At 35.7% G+C, this 19,084-nt stretch carries 19 protein-coding genes; 2 read left to right on the forward strand and 17 right to left on the reverse strand.

The genetic code is table 11. The annotated features are described in order from the left end of the window. Window positions 1-3: 3 nt before the first annotated feature. The 16 genes from ABD769_RS01905 to ABD769_RS01980 all read right to left on the reverse strand — a co-directional run bounded on the left by ABD769_RS01905 (window position 4) and on the right by ABD769_RS01980 (window position 16,833). Window positions 4-1,206 (reverse strand): glycosyltransferase, encoded by a 1,203-nt coding sequence (locus ABD769_RS01905; protein WP_344848905.1) that lies wholly within the window; start codon window positions 1,204-1,206, stop codon window positions 4-6. Further along, window positions 1,190-2,308 (reverse strand): DegT/DnrJ/EryC1/StrS family aminotransferase, encoded by a 1,119-nt coding sequence (locus ABD769_RS01910; protein ID WP_344848907.1) that lies wholly within the window; start codon window positions 2,306-2,308, stop codon window positions 1,190-1,192. Before ABD769_RS01910 ends, ABD769_RS01905 begins: the two co-directional genes overlap by 17 nt. Beyond that, window positions 2,308-3,060 (reverse strand): class I SAM-dependent DNA methyltransferase, encoded by a 753-nt coding sequence (locus ABD769_RS01915; protein WP_344848909.1) that lies wholly within the window; start codon window positions 3,058-3,060, stop codon window positions 2,308-2,310. Before ABD769_RS01915 ends, ABD769_RS01910 begins: the two co-directional genes overlap by 1 nt. Next, window positions 3,060-3,362: a cupin domain-containing protein gene (locus ABD769_RS01920; protein WP_344848911.1), complete on the reverse strand. Its 303-nt coding sequence runs from the start codon at window positions 3,360-3,362 to the stop codon at window positions 3,060-3,062. The genes ABD769_RS01915 and ABD769_RS01920 overlap by 1 nt, the downstream gene beginning before the upstream one ends. A gap of 119 nt (window positions 3,363-3,481) precedes the next feature. After that, window positions 3,482-4,438 carry a hypothetical protein gene (locus ABD769_RS01925; RefSeq protein WP_344848913.1) on the reverse strand — a complete coding sequence of 319 codons (957 nt, stop codon included), beginning with the start codon at window positions 4,436-4,438 and terminating at the stop codon, window positions 3,482-3,484. After that, window positions 4,428-5,411 carry a glycosyltransferase family A protein gene (locus tag ABD769_RS01930; protein ID WP_344848915.1) on the reverse strand — a complete coding sequence of 328 codons (984 nt, stop codon included), beginning with the start codon at window positions 5,409-5,411 and terminating at the stop codon, window positions 4,428-4,430. Before ABD769_RS01930 ends, ABD769_RS01925 begins: the two co-directional genes overlap by 11 nt. Before the next feature lie 25 nt (window positions 5,412-5,436). Then, a complete protein-coding gene (locus ABD769_RS01935) occupies window positions 5,437-6,285 on the reverse strand; it encodes an alpha-1,2-fucosyltransferase (protein ID WP_344848917.1) in 849 nt (282 codons plus the stop codon). Continuing rightward, the gene (locus ABD769_RS01940) at window positions 6,272-7,069 is read right to left on the reverse strand and encodes a DUF268 domain-containing protein (protein ID WP_344848920.1); all 798 of its coding nucleotides are present in this window, start codon (window positions 7,067-7,069) and stop codon (window positions 6,272-6,274) included. Before ABD769_RS01940 ends, ABD769_RS01935 begins: the two co-directional genes overlap by 14 nt. Before the next feature lie 28 nt (window positions 7,070-7,097). After that, window positions 7,098-7,769 carry a hypothetical protein gene (locus ABD769_RS01945; protein ID WP_344848922.1) on the reverse strand — a complete coding sequence of 224 codons (672 nt, stop codon included), beginning with the start codon at window positions 7,767-7,769 and terminating at the stop codon, window positions 7,098-7,100. A gap of 16 nt (window positions 7,770-7,785) precedes the next feature. Next, complete coding sequence (locus tag ABD769_RS01950) at window positions 7,786-9,057, reverse strand: ABC transporter ATP-binding protein (RefSeq protein WP_344848924.1); 1,272 nt, start codon at window positions 9,055-9,057, stop codon at window positions 7,786-7,788. Between the two features lie 50 nt (window positions 9,058-9,107). Next, complete coding sequence (locus ABD769_RS01955) at window positions 9,108-9,962, reverse strand: ABC transporter permease (protein WP_344848926.1); 855 nt, start codon at window positions 9,960-9,962, stop codon at window positions 9,108-9,110. After that, window positions 9,955-11,145, reverse strand: a complete 1,191-nt coding sequence (locus ABD769_RS01960) for a glycosyltransferase family 4 protein (protein WP_344848928.1) — start codon at window positions 11,143-11,145, stop codon at window positions 9,955-9,957. The genes ABD769_RS01955 and ABD769_RS01960 overlap by 8 nt, the downstream gene beginning before the upstream one ends. Next, window positions 11,135-12,922: an asparagine synthase (glutamine-hydrolyzing) gene (asnB, locus tag ABD769_RS01965; RefSeq protein WP_344848930.1), complete on the reverse strand. Its 1,788-nt coding sequence runs from the start codon at window positions 12,920-12,922 to the stop codon at window positions 11,135-11,137. The genes ABD769_RS01960 and asnB overlap by 11 nt, the downstream gene beginning before the upstream one ends. 190 nt (window positions 12,923-13,112) lie before the next feature. Further along, window positions 13,113-13,616: a UpxY family transcription antiterminator gene (locus ABD769_RS01970; protein ID WP_344848932.1), complete on the reverse strand. Its 504-nt coding sequence runs from the start codon at window positions 13,614-13,616 to the stop codon at window positions 13,113-13,115. A 50-nt stretch (window positions 13,617-13,666) separates the two neighbouring features. Continuing rightward, on the reverse strand, window positions 13,667-16,072 hold the full coding sequence (locus ABD769_RS01975; RefSeq protein ID WP_344848934.1) for a GumC family protein: 2,406 nt from the start codon (window positions 16,070-16,072) through the stop codon (window positions 13,667-13,669). Next, window positions 16,072-16,833 (reverse strand): polysaccharide biosynthesis/export family protein, encoded by a 762-nt coding sequence (locus ABD769_RS01980; RefSeq protein ID WP_344848935.1) that lies wholly within the window; start codon window positions 16,831-16,833, stop codon window positions 16,072-16,074. The genes ABD769_RS01975 and ABD769_RS01980 overlap by 1 nt, the downstream gene beginning before the upstream one ends. A gap of 319 nt (window positions 16,834-17,152) precedes the next feature. On the opposite strand from ABD769_RS01980, the gene ABD769_RS01985 reads away from it, so the two are divergent. Continuing rightward, on the forward strand, window positions 17,153-17,491 hold the full coding sequence (locus ABD769_RS01985) for a hypothetical protein (RefSeq protein WP_344848937.1): 339 nt from the start codon (window positions 17,153-17,155) through the stop codon (window positions 17,489-17,491). A gap of 47 nt (window positions 17,492-17,538) precedes the next feature. On the opposite strand, the gene ABD769_RS01990 is transcribed toward ABD769_RS01985, so the two are convergent. Then, window positions 17,539-18,012, reverse strand: a complete 474-nt coding sequence (locus ABD769_RS01990; protein ID WP_344848939.1) for a hypothetical protein — start codon at window positions 18,010-18,012, stop codon at window positions 17,539-17,541. A gap of 245 nt (window positions 18,013-18,257) precedes the next feature. Between ABD769_RS01990 and ABD769_RS01995 the strand changes: the two genes are divergently transcribed. Beyond that, on the forward strand, window positions 18,258-18,668 hold the full coding sequence (locus ABD769_RS01995) for a hypothetical protein (protein ID WP_344848941.1): 411 nt from the start codon (window positions 18,258-18,260) through the stop codon (window positions 18,666-18,668). The last annotated feature ends 416 nt before the right edge of the window (window positions 18,669-19,084 follow it).

A 19,084-nucleotide genomic window follows, 5' to 3' on the forward strand; every position in this document is an offset into this window, starting at 1 on the left:
AAATTATGAAATTTCGTCTACGGCTCCCCAGGTTCTTTTGATATGTTTTACCTTCGTAAAAAGAGAATTTAGAGCAGCAATTGTTTCTGTTTCGTTATATGAGATTTCGACAGCCTTTTTTTGATCTCCAATTGACTCTTCGTAGAGGCTTTTCATTTGAACAAAAATTTCGTTCGGATCTAGCGGATCAAAATATCGGGCTGCTTCGCCCAGTTGTTCAACATGTCCGTCTAATCGGCTACAAATTACTTTACAGCCCAAATAATAGGCTTCAACTAGTGGCATATTCGTTGGCCCAAGGAAAGTTGGCATTACCAGTGAAATGGCATTTTTGTATAACCATTTCAGTTGTGGTAGACTGACCAGACCGAGTTGGATAACATTTTTTTCGAGGCCTAAGCTTTGGATGACACTAGTAATGTAATCAATATTATTTTGATTTGCTCCTGTAAATACAAGTTTTACCTTTGGAAAAAAAAATATAAATTGTTGGAAGGCAAGTAGCAGATTGTAATGGTTTTTATGTGGCCAATACCTGGCAGGGTAAATGAAAAACTTGTGATTTGCTAAGATATCTACCTGCTCGGTCGCAATCTGATCTTTTACGATCAGGCCAGGAATCATCGGTATCACGTGAATTCTGTCGGGATTAACAGGACAATACCGGATCAGTTCTTTCTTTCCCGCCTCAGATTCTGCACAAATAATTAGTGCTTTATTGATATCCCGGTTTAGATTTTCAATTCTGCTTTCCAGCTTTCCGTGCATACTTACTTCAGGGAAAGCAAACATAGAAATATGGCCAAGATCCCAAAGGGTTGATACGTGCGGAAAATTGTCAATCTCAATTCCCGGATTGATGTAGTAAATTACTTCAATTCCAGCATGCTTTAAATTATCAATTAACTTATTATTGTACTTTTTTTTGATTCTATTGCTTAATTTAATTCCGAAAAATGGTAGCCGAATACATATGGAGTTGAGTAGTTTCGGCCATCTAGTTCTGTAAATAGGGGTGAGCGACAACACGTTTGACGCTGATTTAAAGATTTTATCAATGTTGTATCCAATATGAACAATTTCAGTGCCTGAAAACGAGGTTTTAGTTAAGATTTCTTGCAATGCTTGCGTGTATGCAAATGCACCACCATTTGCATAGCTCCCGCCATGGTAATGCCAGATACCTATTTTAAACAATTTTTTCATGAATGCAGGTTGTTATTGCTGTAAGTTCATCAATTGTTAAACCTAATCCGCTGGGTAGATAAAAACCATTTCTGGCTAGCCTTTCTGCAATGGGATAATTTTCGTTTTTAAACAACCCCATCTTTTGAAATACAGGTTGTTCATGCATGCACCAAAAGAAAGGCCGGGTACCGATTTTGTTTTTGGTGAGATGAGCTATTATGTTTTCTTTTTCGGCTAAGGTTGGTGCAATCAAACCGAATATCCAATAAATATTCTTGCTAAAATCTGTTTTTGCAAGAGGCAGTTGGTACCCTTTTTCTTGTAAGAAAGAAAGCCTTTGTTGATAATTTGCACCTATTTCTCTTTTCTTGATTATAAAACCTTCAAGTTGTTCCAATTGTGCTACACCTAGTGCTGCCTGTAGGTTTGTCATCCGGTAGTTCCAGCCTATTTCGTGGTGGACAAAGCGGGGACCATCAGGTTCAAAGCAGAGGTTCCGGAGTTTTTTACATCTATCTGCCAGCTTTCTGCTGTTAGTGAGAAGCATGCCACCTTCACCGGTAGTAATGTGTTTATTTGGATAAAAACTAAAAATGCTAATATCGCCGAAACTACCACACATTTTACCTTTATAGGTTTGGCCGTGCATTTCTGCTGCATCTTCGATTATTTTCAGCTTATATTTTTTGGCTAATTCAATTATAGGATCCATATCTACTGGTAGTCCATAAATGTGGACCACTAAAATGGCTTTTGTTCTGGTTGTTATCTTTGCTTCAATTTGGGTAACATCCATATTCCAGGTCAAAGGATCACTGTCTACCAATACAGGCAATGCACCAGCCGTAATAACAGATTGCGCTGGAGAGATAATAGTGAAAGTAGGCATGATTACTTCGTCTCCAGGGCCAATATTTAAAACTTTAACTGCAATATCTAAGGCTGCAGAACCGTTATTAACTGCAATTCCGTACGAACTACCAATATATCTACTAAACTGTTCCTCAAATTTACTAATAAAAGGCCCTTCGCTACTGATCCAGCCTGTTTCAATACACTCAGTTAGGTATTTTAATTCATTGCCATTAAGTAGGGGAGTGTTAACTGGAATCGGATGCATTATAATTTTTTTAAAATATAACACACGCCCCAGGTTTCGCTTGTGGGTGTGTTCTTGCTTATAAATTCTTCACTGTGGATTAGTTCAAATCCTGTTGCACAAGCTAGTAGTTCTATTTCTGGTCTGCTGAAGTGCCGCATTGGATGCTGCTCTTCAAAGAAATGGGTCGAACCGTCACGAAGGTCTTTTACTGTAATATCATAATTGACTTCAACAACATTTAATTCTTGACGTATCACTGGATTTGCATTTCTAGTAACTTCAATATTTTGATCCTGAAATATTTTGGTTCGCTTTTCTGGAACTTGAAAATTTACTGCTAAGCTATGCCAAACATCAAAAATAAACAGGCCGCCCGAATTTAAATGACGATGTACATTTCTAAATGTATCGATTAAGCTTTGACTGTTGATTAAATAACTGATAACGTGAAAGAGCGACAAAGCAATATCAAAGAATTGGCCAATTTCGAAATTGGTAATATCTGCTACTTTAAAGTCAACATTAATTGCTTTTGAGCGATTGGCAATATCAACCATTTCCGGACTACGCTCTAAACCAAGAATTTGGTATCCCCTTGCTGATAGCAAGTTTGCATGTTTGCCTGTTCCTGAACCTAATTCTATGATTTTTTTACTTTCAGAATCGTATTGTTTGATCAGGGCGTCCAAATAATCAACTTCTGCTTCATAGCTTTTGTCTCTATATAGAAGGTCGTAATATTGACTATAAAGTCTAAAGTTTGCGCTCATTATTTGATATTTTTAGGAATATGATCGAAACGAACCTTGTCTTCCTCTCCACAATAGGGACCTTGTTTAATTTCTATGAGCTCTGATGACTCTAACATTTCAAAGCCGTGCCCACCTGCAGCAAGTAAAATTACATCTCCCGTTTCCACCATTCTGCTCTCGAGATAAACCTGGTCATCATTGTAAAAATCTACACGTACTTTGCCTGATTTAACGTATAGCACTTCTTGTGTAAGGGTTACTTTTCGTTCTACAAGCTTGTGCACATGCGGCGGTATAATATAACCTTTAGGCCGGTTCATGTACCCCAACTGTTGCGAATAATCTTGTGGGGTGAAGAAAGTTATGCCTTCCTTATGAAAATTTGACCTTATGATTAGTGCGAGTAATAGTCCATGCACAGTAATGCTTTCTATCATAGTTAAGCTTGATTAAAAATAAATTTGCTTCTTTCAGCACTTAATGAATTGATTTTTTTTCTGAAGATTTTTGAGATCACTTTTCGTGCTATTTTGTTAAGTAAATCAACAACTTTTATGTTTGTCCATTTATGTATCGGACCAATTTTACAAGTGATCATCAACTTACGGTAAAAGGAAATGCTAGACTTATTTATAGATATGTTTTTTGACCCGGCCCCATAATGAATAAAATTTGACTGGTATTTATTGGAGAGGTGGTAAAATTTTTTGCCTGGTATTGTCCTTAATTCGTTTTGAAAATAAGCGGCGGAATCGAATGCGTGCACCTCACCATCACGGATTTCCTCGTAATAAAAGTGAGATCTTTTGGATAGCTCAAATGCTTCCTTCTTATAAATACAAAACCAGGTGTGGTTTCGTTCGTACAAGTGCATGTTTCTATTAGAATAACTATCAAAACAATATGCGCTTTCATTATAACAGGTACTGGCGAATAAACAATCCGGATTTTGTAAAGCCATCAGTAGATGAAAATAAAATTCTGCGTTTAATACTTCAAAATCTGCATCAACAGTTGCAATGTAATCTGTGTCAAATTTGGGAAGTTCTGAGGTCCAGAGTTCATCATAATTTTCGTTAATGTCATCTCTCACTCTATCAATTCCTTCGGGAGAGGTAATCGTCTCACCAGCAACAAAGTTTTTATTCCTTATTTTTTCTGTATTGTCAAATATCTGAACATAAGGATATGCCGCCCATTTTACTGCATATTCGTTAAGATTTTCTGGGGTGAGCGCATTTAAATAAATGAATAATTTAAAATGTTGTTTTTCAGAATGATTAAGTCTAGAATATATTTTTTTAAAACTTTTAACACCATAATCTCCAAACATGCAGTCTCGGTTGGTTACCAACATAAAGAACGTAATGGACTTTTGCGTTATGCTATCTTTCATTTAGTTGTTTTTGTTCAATCCAGTTATCTTTCAGTACAAGATTCCTCATATGATGTCTGGTTATCAACTTGATGTCGTAAGCAATGCGGTTGCTGTGGTAAAAAACCTGGGCCATTGTAATTCTCCAATTATCTTTAGCTCTTATGAAGTGCCAGGGTGTAGCTAACGATTTATATAAAACAGCAATAAAATTATTAAGAATGTTGCTGAACAGTTTTGAATTGCTCAAACCATTGGCGGCCTTGTAAATTGTAAAACTATCGCAGTTAGCCTGGTTTGCAAACCTTTTATTTAAATAACTTTGCGTCATTCTGCTTTTTGGAATAATATGGTTAATAACAGATAAACCATTGTAGGCTTGAAGATAACCCAGATCAAGAAGTTTTATGGATAGTCCTGTTTCTCCATCTCCTATCCATTCGCCTCTTGTATTTTCTGGATTAAAGCCCCCGGCCTTTATTATTGCTTCTTTTAAAACTGCTTCATGACAGCTAAAAATATTAATCATTTGATCGGAGATGATTAAAGGAGTTTCGTCTAGATTGAGGCTTAAGTGAGCATTTAGGCAATATTTTAGTACCCAGTCTGGAGGCTGAATATCCCATTTAGGCAGTACCCGCCCACTTACCACCGCAATTTTATCATTCAGTTCGAAAGTTTGAACCAGGTTCGTTAACAAATCAGGTTCCGCAATCATATCGTCATCTGTATAATATAATACCTCACCTTTTGCATATTTTATTGCAGAATTGCGTGCATAGTGGACGCCTTGCCTTGGTTCCTCGAAATATTTTATTATTGGGTATTTTTTAGACAATTCTTTTACTACCGCTAATGTATTGTCTGTTGAGTTATTATCAATTACAATAATTTCGAGCATATTGGGGTAGTTTTGTATTATAAAGCTTTCCAAGGTTCTTCTTATGAAGAAATCTCTATTATAGGTAGGAATAATAACTGAAACAGTTTTCATTTTTTAATTTGTAATATGTAAACCATTAAATCTGGATGAGATTCCAGTTATCTAATAAAATATTGCAAGGAGATTCTATTTTTCCATAATCTGGAAACCATTTGTTTGGTACATACACAGGTGCGTTTTTAACATTTAAATAAGCCCCCCACCAACTAAAAGTACTATTCGAAATGATACAAATATCTGCCTGCATTAAAAACTGAAAATCGATAATTTCCGTTGATCGGGAAATATATTTTTTATTAAGGTACCCAAATTCAGACTCTAAAAAATCTGTATCGTCGCTAATTAATATGTAGTAATTGTTTTCGCTTTCAATGGACGAAATTGCATTGTGATAATATTCTGCTGGTAATTGTATGTCATAGTGAAAATAATCCGATCGCCTAACATGTATAACCACATATTTGTATCCTTGGGGAAGATCGTTAAATATATTTCTAAAATCTGTCTGATATTTTTCTTTAATAACTAATTTGGCTTTTATTTCTTCTTTATAGGCAGCGAAATAATACTCCGATTGGAAAAATCCGGTAAATAATTTCTGATCGTTCAGTTTTAAGCTCTCCAGCTGCGGCTCCAACTGATCTGATATATATACTTTTTCATAATTTAGGGTTTTTCTTAACAACGCATAAAATTTTTGTTTGAGATAAACTGAAAAAAAATCATCAAACCCCTTTAAAGAAAATATCGTTTGGTCTAAGTAATAGAAGATATCTTTTGTTTGCGCAAAATATTTGGGAATAAATAAAGATTGCAATCTCCTATCAAAATAAAATCTCGAATTTAGTTTTTTAGCGGTAGCGTAAGCAAATGCATATTGGAACAACTGATTTCCCAATCTACCTTGTAATTCAATACTGATCATTTAAAGATTTTTTAAACCAAAAACAGCCACAGCCCCAATTTTGCTCATCTGCTTGTTTTTTACTGGCATTTCTAATCATACCAATATTTTCAAACCTATCAGGAATCAAGGAAAACTCAATAAGTTCTAGTTTTGAAAAGTAAGAAATAATCTGATCGTATGCGTAAATCCTGTGTGCGTTAAATGCTATTTTAGCTTTGCCAATCGGAGTAACTATAAGTAAGTTTCCATTAACCGCCAATACCCTAATCAATTCGTTAATTGCCTTGAGGTCGCCATCATAATCAATTTCGTCTCCATATCTTCCCAATCCAATATGCTCAAGTGTATGCAGGCATGATAAAGAGTCAATCGTATTACTTCTGAAAGGTAATTGTGTCAAATCGGCATGTTTGGTGTCTAGTCCCTCCAGTTTAATTTTCGCAGGCCTGTAATCATAAAATTCTACGGGTATAAATGCTGATACTATGGTGCTGAAATGTAAAATTGAAGAAATATCGACGTGTTTTTTGGGTTGGGTTTTCGCTAAAATTCTCGCTGCCCATGCGGGATGATAAGTATAGTGAGGTTCAATTTCGGTAATAGATGTTCGGTCATCTAATAATGGGTAATGATCGTAATCTTGACCGAATCTGAGATTCGTATTTCCTTCACTTAATCGGAAATTAGCTAAGTCTGCGTTAAAAGTTTCAACTTTTTTTCTAAACAATTTTCTTAAAGTGAAATAACCATACAGCTTTCCTACTGCAGTGTAACGAAGTTTATTTTTAATTTTTCTTAACAACTTTTTTCTTTGATTTTTAGGAAATAGTTTATTTTTTCCGAGTCATTATTGTAGATATTTTATACCTGAATTTTCTAACAATTTGGTTTTTGATTGAAGGCATTGGCACTACATCAACTTTTAAATCTTCTGTAGCCAGGTTTTGAAGCAGAATATTAAATTCCTGCCGGTAGGATTTTGGAACAGCCAGTATAATATCATTAAATACATAAATTTGACGTTCTGGTGTAAGTGCTTGCATGATTTCAGAAAAATCAGGATAATCTGTTAAGGAATGGGGATGAGGTGGTGGGGATAAAAATAAACGAGCATCATCAATCATGATAAACAATTTGTCGAACAGATGTTTAAACCTATTAATGATTTCCAACTCAACCAATAAGGGGCATTGGTCTTTTTCTCCGAAAGAATAGTCACCGCACCAATGTGCATCGAGCCATAAAATGGCGTTATTTACTTCTGGAAGGATGTCTGGAAGTATACTTTTTGTATCGCCAAATAAAAGATTTACATTTTTCCTTGATTTTAGTCTTTCTTTAGTATGGTTATACCAATGTTCCGAAAATTCAATCGAATATACATTTTTGAAAACATCAGCTGACCATTCAGTAGTACCACCTTGGTAGGTGCCGGTTTCTATAAAGTTGGTAATTTGATATTTTTCTTTTATAAATTCAACAAGCCTTTTATCAGGCCCCATTGTCATTGATCCCATTTTATTTTTCTAATTTCCAGTTAAATTTGTTTGCGAGAATCCCTGGCCTCTTTTCCGTCCAAAAGTTTGAAAAATCAAAACCACCATTAATTTCAAAATATATTCTATCATTGTTATTATCGGGATCTATAATCCAAAACTGGTTGAATATTGCAACACCTAGGGAAATGTAGTATTTTCCCTCATTCAACAAGTAAGGAGTAATGGAAGTTGTGAGTTTGATTTTGCCTGTTGGAAAGCTATTTTGAGTAATTGTGTCTGTGTGAAATGACCATAATAGATTATTGCCATCAGCATCAAATAAGGAAAATCCTATTTGCAACGAGCTGTTAGGTTCCAAAACTTCTCCCAAAATAGAAATTTCAACCTCTTCTTTCAGGCTATATGAAGTTTTTTTAGTATTTATCATCAAGGGGATGAAATATTGATTTTTGTATTTTTTGCCATCAATATTAAGGCTGTTTGACAATTCTTTATTTTCTGTAGTAAGATATTTATTAATAACTTCAGACATAGCATCCGACTTGTAACTCACAAGACCATTTTTAAGTACTATTCCACTGTTGCAAAGTTGCTTTACCGCGCCCATATTATGGCTCACAAAAAGTACAGTCCTTCCTTCTCCCTTGCTCACTTCTCCCATCTTGCCTAAACATTTTTTCTGAAATTCTGCATCGCCAACAGCTAATACTTCATCTACAATTAATATTTCGCTTTCTAAATGCGCAGCAACGGCAAAGGCCAGACGCACATACATGCCTGAACTATATCTTTTTACAGGTGTATCCAAATAACGTTCAATTCCTGCAAAATCTACAATTTCATCCAGTTTGCGTTGGATTTCTTTTTTACGCATACCTAAAATAGCACCATTTAAAAAAATATTTTCCCTACCGCTGAGCTCTGGATGGAAACCGGTACCCACTTCTAATAAACTGGCAATTCGCCCCTTGCCAGATATTTTTCCAGTTGTTGGAGCAGTTACCTTACTCAATATTTTAAGCAGGGTGCTTTTCCCGGCACCATTTCGCCCAATAATACCTACTGCATCTCCTTGCTCAATTTCGAAATTAATATCTTTTAAGCTCCATACTACATCGCTTTCACTTTTGGTATTTTGGTCATTACTTTCCCCGATCCGCAGAAATGGATCTTCTTTACCTCGGATGCGCGCATACCAACGTTCTAAATCGCGACTGATCGTTCCTGTACCAATTTGGCCCAATTGATAAGCCTTACTTAGGTTTTCTACTTTTATTGCAATGTTAGACATTTAAAATATGCTTAAAGTTGTGCTTTCCGTTATCCATCTCCATTTCCCATTTATACGGTGTCAACAAAATTCCGTTCTACCTTATTAAAAACCACAGTACCAACCAATAGTAAAACTATAGTAACAATTGTAGCACAACCTAAACTAAACCAGCTAAAGCTCCCTTGTCCTAAAAATCCATATCTAAAAGTTTCAATAATTGGCGTCATCGGATTATACTCAATAATCCAGGCATATGCCGGATATTTCTTAATAGCCTCAGATAGAGGATAGATTACAGTAGTAGCGTACATTAATAACTGCACACCAAAACCGATGAGAAAAGCCAGATCCCTATATTTCGTGGTCATGGCTGAGATAATCATCCCTGCACCCAAACCCAATAAAGCCATTAATATTACAATTACCGGGAACAGACAAATTGCCCAGCTGATGTTGAAATTTGCGCCTGAAAAATAATAATAGGCCATTAATATGAGAAATAACAACATCTGTACGCCAAAGCGCACCAGATTACTTACCACAATACTTAATGGCATAATTAACCTTGGGAAATATACTTTGCCGAAAATACTAGCATTATCCCTAAAAACAGATGATGTTTTGGTTAAACAATCAGCAAAGTAATTCCAGGCCGTAATGCCGGCCATATAAAATAAGGGCTTCGGTAGGCTATCAGTTGAGATGCCTGCGAGGTTGCCAAAAATAAAGGTAAAAATGATGGTGGTAAACAGGGGTTGAATAAAAAACCAGAGCGGGCCTAAAATGGTCTGTTTATAAAAAGAAACGAAATCTCTTCTCACTAATAATACCAACAGATCCCGGTATGCCCAAACCTCATTCAGCTTTAAATCGAGTAAGGATGATTTTGCCTCGATGGTCCATAGTTGTTCCTCTTTAACCATAAATTTTGGGGTTAACCAATCCTGAATATTGTGTTTGATCCATTTTTTCGGTGTGATTAATCATCCCGTTTAAAAGCAAGCTTTTTACGGATTGAAGATAAGGTGCATATCCAAATGCCTCCATACATTTTTCCTGAAGATTTTTTTTATCGCTTTCGTTTTGTTTGTGCTCCAATAAATTACAAATACTAATTAAAATGCCTTCCTGATCATCAGGATCAACAAGTACCCCCAGGGTTCCTCCCTGAAGTGCATCTACACTTCCGTCTTTATTGCCTGCAATTACCCTTAAACCGCTGGCTAATGCTTCGATAAATACGATGCCAAATCCTTCTTTTTTACTTGGCAAAATAAAGATGTCGGATAATAAAAAATGTTCGGTAATTTCCGTCTCATCAATAAAACCGATCATTCTAATGTAATCCTGAAGATTGTTTTTTATAATTAACTCATCTAATCTTTTCTTTTCTATCGCATCCCATTTGCCGCCTAACAAATAAGTTAGCGTTGGGTATTTCTCCAGTAGTTTTGGTAAAAGTTCAATGGTATGATCGTATCCTTTATATTTTTCAGAAGAGGATAAACGCGATAGTGAGAACAAAATTATATTTTCATCATTTAAACGGTACCTATTCAATAAATCCTTTGGTTTTTCAAACTGCGTAGAGAGGTGGTAAAATGGGTCGAGGCAATTATTTAATATTTCGATTTTTTCAGCCGGTATATGGTGCATATCCATAATCTTTTGAGCTGTAAAATGACTGACACAGATGATTTTATCTAACTGGTTTAAAATCTTGAGTTTGGAATCTGATAACTTTTTCCAGATTTCAATTCCATGCGCCATCAGGTAAATCTTTTTATGGGGATAAACTTTCTTGATGAAATAAACAATATTGATTAAATGAATATGGCTCAATAAAATAACATCTGCCTTTAACCCACTTAAAAAAGATTGAACAACGAACTGCTCTTTTTTTCCTCCAAAGCCTTTAAATTGTTGTTTACTCAAATACCTAGAATCGCGGTCTGTATTTTTATCATACATCGAATACACGGTAGATTGAACAATTTCTTCTTCGCTCAGATCGTATAGAACACGGGATATACTTCTGCACACTTTTTCAATGCCGCCGGTTAAGCTAAAAGTTTTAAGCGTTAAAAATAATACTTTAACTGGCATGGTAAGTTCTATATAAAGCCAAGGCCGAGCTCCAGTGTAATTTGTTTTCTCCGAAGCTTTTGATGAGCGATTTTGCGCGTTTATTGTGGTAACGTGAGGGATCGGCAATATCACTGTTTTTCCTCATCCACTCCTGAAAAGGAAAGGTGAAGCCCATTTTTGATCTTTTCCATGTTTCTACCGGCAAATCCTCCTTATATGCTTCTACCAGAAGTTTCTTTTTTTGTTCGTAGCTGAATTTGATCTCTGTTGAAATAGAAAGCACTAGGTCAACAAAGTTACGGTCGAGAAAGGGCACCCTAACCTCAACACCATGGCTCATGCTCATAAAATCGGTATCTTTTAACAGCTGGTTTTGCATGTACATGTTAAACTCGAACCAGCTTGCCCGGGTTTCGTTACTGGTTTTTTTGATGCCGGGCTGCAACGGAATTTCTTCCAGGCAATCGATCACCGTTCTCATATCGATATCTAGTAATTCTGCTATAACATCGGGAGAATACACCCCTCTCAAACATAAATACTCGCCAATGGGAGAATTTAAACTGAGATAATATAATCTTTTAAATTTTGTATTGTTGGAGAAACGCATGGTTCGTAATACGCTTTTACTTAACCAGTTTAAGTTTTGTATTTTATGGATCCTGTCAAAAGAAGGGTAACCGCCAAAAAGTTCGTCAGCCCCCAGGCCAGATAGTACCACTTTTATTCCTTGCTCTTTTGCTGTTTTACATACAAACCAGGTATTAATTCCATCATTTGTAGGTTGATCCATGTTGCTTAATACGGTTTCAAAATTCTGTACAAAATCACGATAGGTAATAAGTTTTTCTATCTTTTGTACTTCAATTTTTTGAAGCAGGCTATTGCGCTGTTTTTTTTCGGAAAAATCTATTTCATTAAAGTTGGCAGAAATGCATGATAGTTTTCTTCCGCTATGTTGATTGGCCAAAATGGTGAGAATACTCGAATCAAGGCCGCCGCTAAACAGTACGCCAACATCAACGTCTGATATCATCTGCTGTTTAATGGAGTCCCTCAATTGTTCGCGAATTAGCTCAATGGCGTAACTCTCGTTTCTGATATAAGAAGTGTTTTCAAATTCATGATAGGATTGCACATCGTATTCTGCACTTCTAACATGATATTTTAAAAAGCAGCCCTTACCCAGGCTGCACACATTTTTTAGTGTGGTATAAGGCTCAGGTATATGTCCGAATGCAAGATAATAAATCCGCCAGTTTTCATTTTCCTGTGAAATTCCGGCATGTTTAAATGCCTTTACTTCAGAAGCAAAAGTTAAGGTTTCATTATTAAAATGGTAATATAAGGGCTTTATGCCATTCTGATCGCGTACCAGGTACACACATTGATGCCTTTTATCATAAATGCTGAACGCAAAAATACCATCCAGTTTTTCGAAAGCATTTTCTCCCCAGTGCTGGTAGGCATAAAGTATTACTTCCGTATCAGTTTGGGTTTTGAATATGTAACCCAGATTAATTAATACAGTCCTGATTTTTTGATAATTGTAAATTTCGCCATTGTAGGTAATGGCAATATCTTCTTTATGGCTTACCATGGGTTGATGACCATTGGTGGTAAGATCGAGGATTGCCAGTCTTCTGTTTCCCAAACAAACAGATGCATCTTCAGCCATATAAATGCCATGGTCATCTGGTCCACCGTGCTGCATACTATCGCACATGGTTTTTACCTGGTGGTTAACTTTTTCTAACGAATTCTTGCTATTTATAATACCTCCTATACGGCACATTGTATTTTAATCCCGACGAATTTTGATACGATTAGATCGCGCTGGATACAGCTTCGCCCTTTCAGTCACATTTTATTTTTAAAAATGAACCGATTCATTTTATGAATAATGTTGATGCTAAAGCATCAGTATTTGCTAAATTAACTCCTCCTCAACCTATCTCCACATCACTATCCAATCTTTTACATTTCTATAGCGGTTCTACAAAAGCTACGGATGTGTTGATGTTAATTGAATAGCCCATATTTTGTAAACGTAAAATAATACGCTGTTTATTTTGTATAGATACCAATTCGGCAATTATTCCTTTAAAAGGCCCGGCTTTAATCAAAACCCTTTCTCCTGGTTTTATATCATAATCGATCAGCTCAAGATCGGTATCTGTAGCAAGTAAGAGTTTAAGATCATTAATTTGTTGGTCAGGAATAGGGGCGATTTGGCTGGAGAAATAAATAAACCTGGCTACACCATTGGTCATCAAAACTTCTGCATATTCTTTAGCCGAAATATACGCAAACAGATACGATTTAATCAAGGGTTCCTCTACGATTTTTTTACGATCGCTCCATTGTTTAACTGTCTTTTTTAGAGGTAAGTAACTTAAAATCCCTTTTCTGTTTAATTCTTCATGAGCCTTTTTTTCTGCTCTCGACCGCGTATAAACCGGATACCACCTGTAATTTTGATCAATCATTAAACTTAATCTTATTTCGATCTCTCATCATCCTTCTTACCTTTTCAATCTTATTTCTTTTTCCAAAATTCCCACCAGCTCTTCTCATCATCGTAATAGCCACTTTTTCCATAACCGGTATAATTCGAATAATAATATGTTCCGGTATTGCTATGGGCGTAGTTAGTGGTATAGATATTGGCATGTAATTTCTCATCACCAAAAGAATTTAATATAATGGCAATGTTGTTAAGCCCGTATTCTTTTGATAAACGATCAGGGATGGTTGCCGCCCTGAATTTAGAAACACCCGAACGGATAATAAAGAGATTAACATCTGCTTTTCTAATCAATGGGATTGAATCTGATACCAAACCAACAGGTGCTGTATCTATAATGATATACTCATAAGTTTCCCTAAGTTTTTCGAGTAATGTTTCCATTGCTTTGTGGTGCAAAAGCTCCGAAGGGTTTGGCGGTACAGGCCCGGAGGTAATGTAATCAATGTTGTGCCTTTCGTCGGTAAAGATAATATCGGACAAACCGGCCTGTTTAGACAAATAACTGCTCAGGCCAATCCTGTTATCGGAACCAAAAGCATGATGAAGTTTTGATTTACGTAAATCGGCAGCTATGATGATTACTTTTTTCTCAATAATAGAAAGTGTTCCGGCAAGATTTAAACTTACAAATGATTTTCCTTCACCCGAAACTTCAGAAGTAATAGCGATTACCTTGGTATCTTTATCGCTTGCCATAAAGCTTAGGTTGGTTCTCACAGACCTAACCGATTCAGCAAATATTGACTTTGGACGTTCTATTGATAAAACACTTTCGCCCGGCTGAACTTTTTTGGGATATTTTAAAATTACCCCGATAATCGGTGTTGTTGTTAAGCCTTCAATGGTTTCTATATCGTAGAGGTAAGGATTTAAAATCCTGACCAGTAAAATTAAGCCAAGGCCCGAAAATAAACCCATAAAGAGGTAAGAAGAATAGATTTTTTTAGGGACTGGGGAAATAGGATAAAAAGAAGGCTGTGCCACGCTGATAATGGTTGCGCCGGATATTACTGCCGCAGAGCTGATCTGTGCTGAAAGTTTTCTTTCAAACAACATGGAGAACATCCTCTGATTGATATCAAAGTTGCTCTGTAACTTGGCGAAATCGTTTTGTTTGGCTGGTATGCTGCTAAGTGCCTGATTGGCTTGCCCAATCTGTCCGTTAATATAACTGATGGTTTTTTGGTTGCGCTCATGCAACAACCGGATATTGGTTACAATGGCCTGCTTTACTTCATTAATCTGCCTGTTAATATCCTGGATGGGCTGAGCATCGGGATTGAAGTTTTGTAACTTGTTTTCCCGGTTTATAATAAGCCCGTTAAGTTGGGTTATCAGGCCTGTTAACAGCGTGCTGTTGGTGCCTTCTAAATTAAGGTTGAGTTGAATCCGATCTTTATTATTTTTTACCTGAGTTTCTAGTTGTTGAATGCCAAGTTCCTGCAGCTGTAGCTCAGCAATCTGGTTTTGTAAATTACCAAGTTTAGAACTGCTAATTTGCTTGTCGCTATTTGGATCTATGAGTTTGTTATTGCTTTGAAAGCTAGAAAGTTTATTCCCCGATTTATTTACTTGTGCATCTAAAAAGGCAATCTGGCTGTCTAAATAATCAATGGTTTGTTTGGCCGACCTTTTCTTAAGTGTCGCATCATTTTTTACATATTGTTTTATAATTTCATTAAGTACATTCGCAGAGAAAACCGGGTTACTATCAGTGTGCGTAACGCCCATAATATTGGTGTTTTTCTCCTGTTCAAATACATTTAATCCTCCTGCAGCTCTGCCATACAAATCTCTAAGTCCATTGAATTTGAAACTATAATTCCCGGCAGATGGAATTTCGCTTTTAACAGTAAACACCATATTCCCGGCATTGATGGCTTGGCCGTAATGATATTTTTTGAAAACCTTATTATTGTCATCGCTGCTCGATAATTCAAAAGTTTTGCTATCAACGGGTTTAACAGAATAGGTAGCCCTGCTGAAATTAACAGAATCCTGAGTTAAAATATCAACCTGAAAAGGCTGTTTAGGATAAAGTTCTGTTACCCGTACACGTCCTTCAAGATAATAACTGATTTTATAATCGAGGTTTTTTAAGGCATTTAAAATCACATCTTCCGAGCGCATAATAATCCCTTCAGTCTGTATCTGATTCTGATTAAAAGGACGATAGTTTACTGGTGAACCTGGAAGTGAAGCCATTTGTTGCTGCTGATCGCCATCTAATTTTAGCGAAGCAGAAGTAATGTAAATAGGGGTAATGCTACGCACGTACAGCCAGGCCAGGATAAAACTGATCAGTACCGTTCCGGCAACCCAATACCATCTGCTCAGGAAAATTAAGGTAATTTTCCAATAATTAATGGTTTGGCTGGCTAGTTTCCTGTTTTCGGTTGTTGTTGTATTATCCATTAGCGGGTAAGGGTAAAGATTAATACTGCTAAATTGACTACTACAAGAAAGGGTTGTACAATATTGTTTACACTGGTTAGTTTCTCGCTAAGCGCAGCACTTTTGGTCTGTTGAAGTACAATGATGTCGTTATTTTGAAGCACAAGCTTTTTGCTTGCCAAACTGTTAATGTCGTTCAGGTTGACATAAATAATTTCCGGATGACTTCTATCACCACGAATAATTTTAAGCGTTTTAGGATCGGCTGTTTTAGTTATCCCACCTGCTTCACCAATAATGTCAATAAGGGTGGTGTTTTCCCTTTCTAGTAAAAAATTTCCCTGCTTGCTAAATTCACCTAATAAAGTAACCTTTAAATTTACCACACTGAGTTCTATAATTGGGTCGCGTAGCAATTGTTTCGAATATAAGTCCTGTATTTTTATAGCAGCATCCCTTCTGCTCAGGCCTATTACCTCTACTTTTCCGATAGCGGGGAGGTTTACTTTGCCATCAATATCAACTAAATAAGAAAGGGTATTATTGATGGTTCCACCCGCTGTCTGATTACCGCTTGTACCGCTGTTAGTAGAGGCTGTGGCACCAAATTCTTTATTTTGTAAATTTCGGATGGCCAACTGATCATTCACCTTTATTTTATAGTAAGCATCACTAATACCCTGATCATTTACCACATATACCTGTTTAATAGTGTCGGTAACAATATCACTTGGCGCATTAAACAGACTATGTTCTTTCCTCGAAGCACAGCTTACAAACATTGCGCAAACAGATAAGATGCAAAGAAATTTGATAATTGCTTTTATTGGGATCATATTCAAGAATCGGGATGTTATACAGTAACTGCCCATGGCAATACACGCAAAATATGGGTTAAAGATGCTCAAAAAAAAATTAATGGGAAAATGATTTCGGGCTTATCCGATATTATGTCCCTCCATCGGGCTGATTAATTTAAGTATTTAATGCTTATATTGATGTACTATCCCGCTTATAATGTAGGAATACATGATTACAACGGTTCTTTTGATCTAATCAGAAAAATTGAGTTAGCATGTTTACAACTTACGGTTGTATTTGATGAAGACATTATACATTATGCGGGCTTATACATTATTCATTTTATTCTTTTTATGGTTTTTAGGGCCTGCTTTTGGACAGACCTATCAATGCCCAGATAATAATGTACTCGGCGCTTCGCCCTGCTACATCAGTAATGGATGTATATATAAGGATTTAGGGTTAACCTTACTTGTATGTGCCGATAATTCACATTATTATATTGATAATGGTGATGGAGGAATTGGAGGAAAACGAACGTTCAGCTATTTACTATTACCACTTGATGATTACATTTTTTTATTTGGATTGTTCCCGGTTATTTATTCGTTTTATCATTTAAGACGCAAAGCCATGTAAGATGGGCAGCTTAGTTCACTAAAAGTTTATTAATATTTTAAAACTTTTTATCCCAAGCTAACGTTTTTCATATTATTTCTTTTGAAATGAAAAAAAACAAGCACTGAGGAAGATAATAGTAATAGATAAATATTTGTATCCAATGGGCATACAATTGTAAAGCCGGATTTTGATGGATTATGTACCGTTGATGCGTAATCGAGCTTATTAATGTCACAACCAATTGCAACTGTGCCAGAACCACCAGGACTTGGGCCATAAAAATCACTTCCGCCATTTACACAGCTTTCAGGGGCAGAAGTATCATCACTAAATATATAGCGATACTCATTAACTCTTGATGCATCATTTGGATCATATTCATATACTGTCCTGATATATCGGGTGTACATTCTGCCACCAACAAGGCAACCATTAGGTGGAGGAGGGACTGAACTGATAGGGATTGATGCTGAACAGCTTAAACTCCACAACAAACCCATACAAATTATTGTAACGGCTATACCGATAAATTTATTCATCTTCTGGAAATAAACGACTATGCTTGCAAATATAAGATTTTAAACGAAAACTACAGTTAACAGGTTTTTTAGCCTTTGTGCAGCCTGTTTAGATTTTGTTATAATCTTTAAACCATAATATTAAGAAAATATTAAATATCGGGTACTCATATATAATGATCGAAAAAATATTTTTCGTATGATTTTCTTTACATTTTGGTATTTTTAAAAGCCTTTTTTTAATCTTTACGTAAAATCTGCGGAAGATGTTGAAGATCCTGTGTTTTGCTTTTATTTTACTGTTTATTTCTATTTGTGCTTCAGCTCAAACCGGCTGTTTAGTTTTAAACTATGATAGTCCTGACTATAGTAAAGTTTTTAATGCGGTTAGTTCTGGTACTGTTTATAAAACTGGTAATGGTGTGAATTTTGTTTTATACGAAGGGGTTTGCGGACCACATACATACGTATCAATATCCGGATCTTCACAAGGAACCTGTACCTTATTAGGCGATTCGATGCATACTGGTCAGATTTATACCGTGTCTCAAACTTTTCAAGCTCCTTGTGGCCTTCCTCTTGATGATTATGATGTTTTATTACTTGTTTTTGCAGCAATTATGGGTGCTGTAATGTTAAGGAATAAACCCTTGATCCTCTTTAAATCTTTATTTTAAAAGAAACTTTAACTTTTCATAATTGTTAGTTGATTGTACAAAAGTCATCTAATAGTCAACTATAATTGTCTTCAAACTTTTTAGTTTGATTAATGTCAAGGGTGTAACCAATATTTTGACTCCTTCTTTTTATAAATTATTGAATCAATAATTTCAAATTATCTATTTTAAATGATTTAAAGCAGGTTTTTAACCTTATTTAATCTTTATTCAATTTTTCATTTTATTGTAAAAACGGATTTGTTATTCAAATTGTTCATTTTATAAAATTGCATATTAATCTATTTTTGTAAAATAAATAATACAGATATTTTACTTTTTGTTAGTTTGTTGTTTCTCTTAACTAAAGGACATTTAGATTCAGAGCATTCATTTAGAGTTGACAGGAATTAAAACAATTTGGTTTGAAAAAATAC

It is taken from the genome of Pedobacter jeongneungensis, assembly GCF_039538295.1.
Lineage (GTDB): Bacteria > Bacteroidota > Bacteroidia > Sphingobacteriales > Sphingobacteriaceae > Pedobacter > Pedobacter jeongneungensis.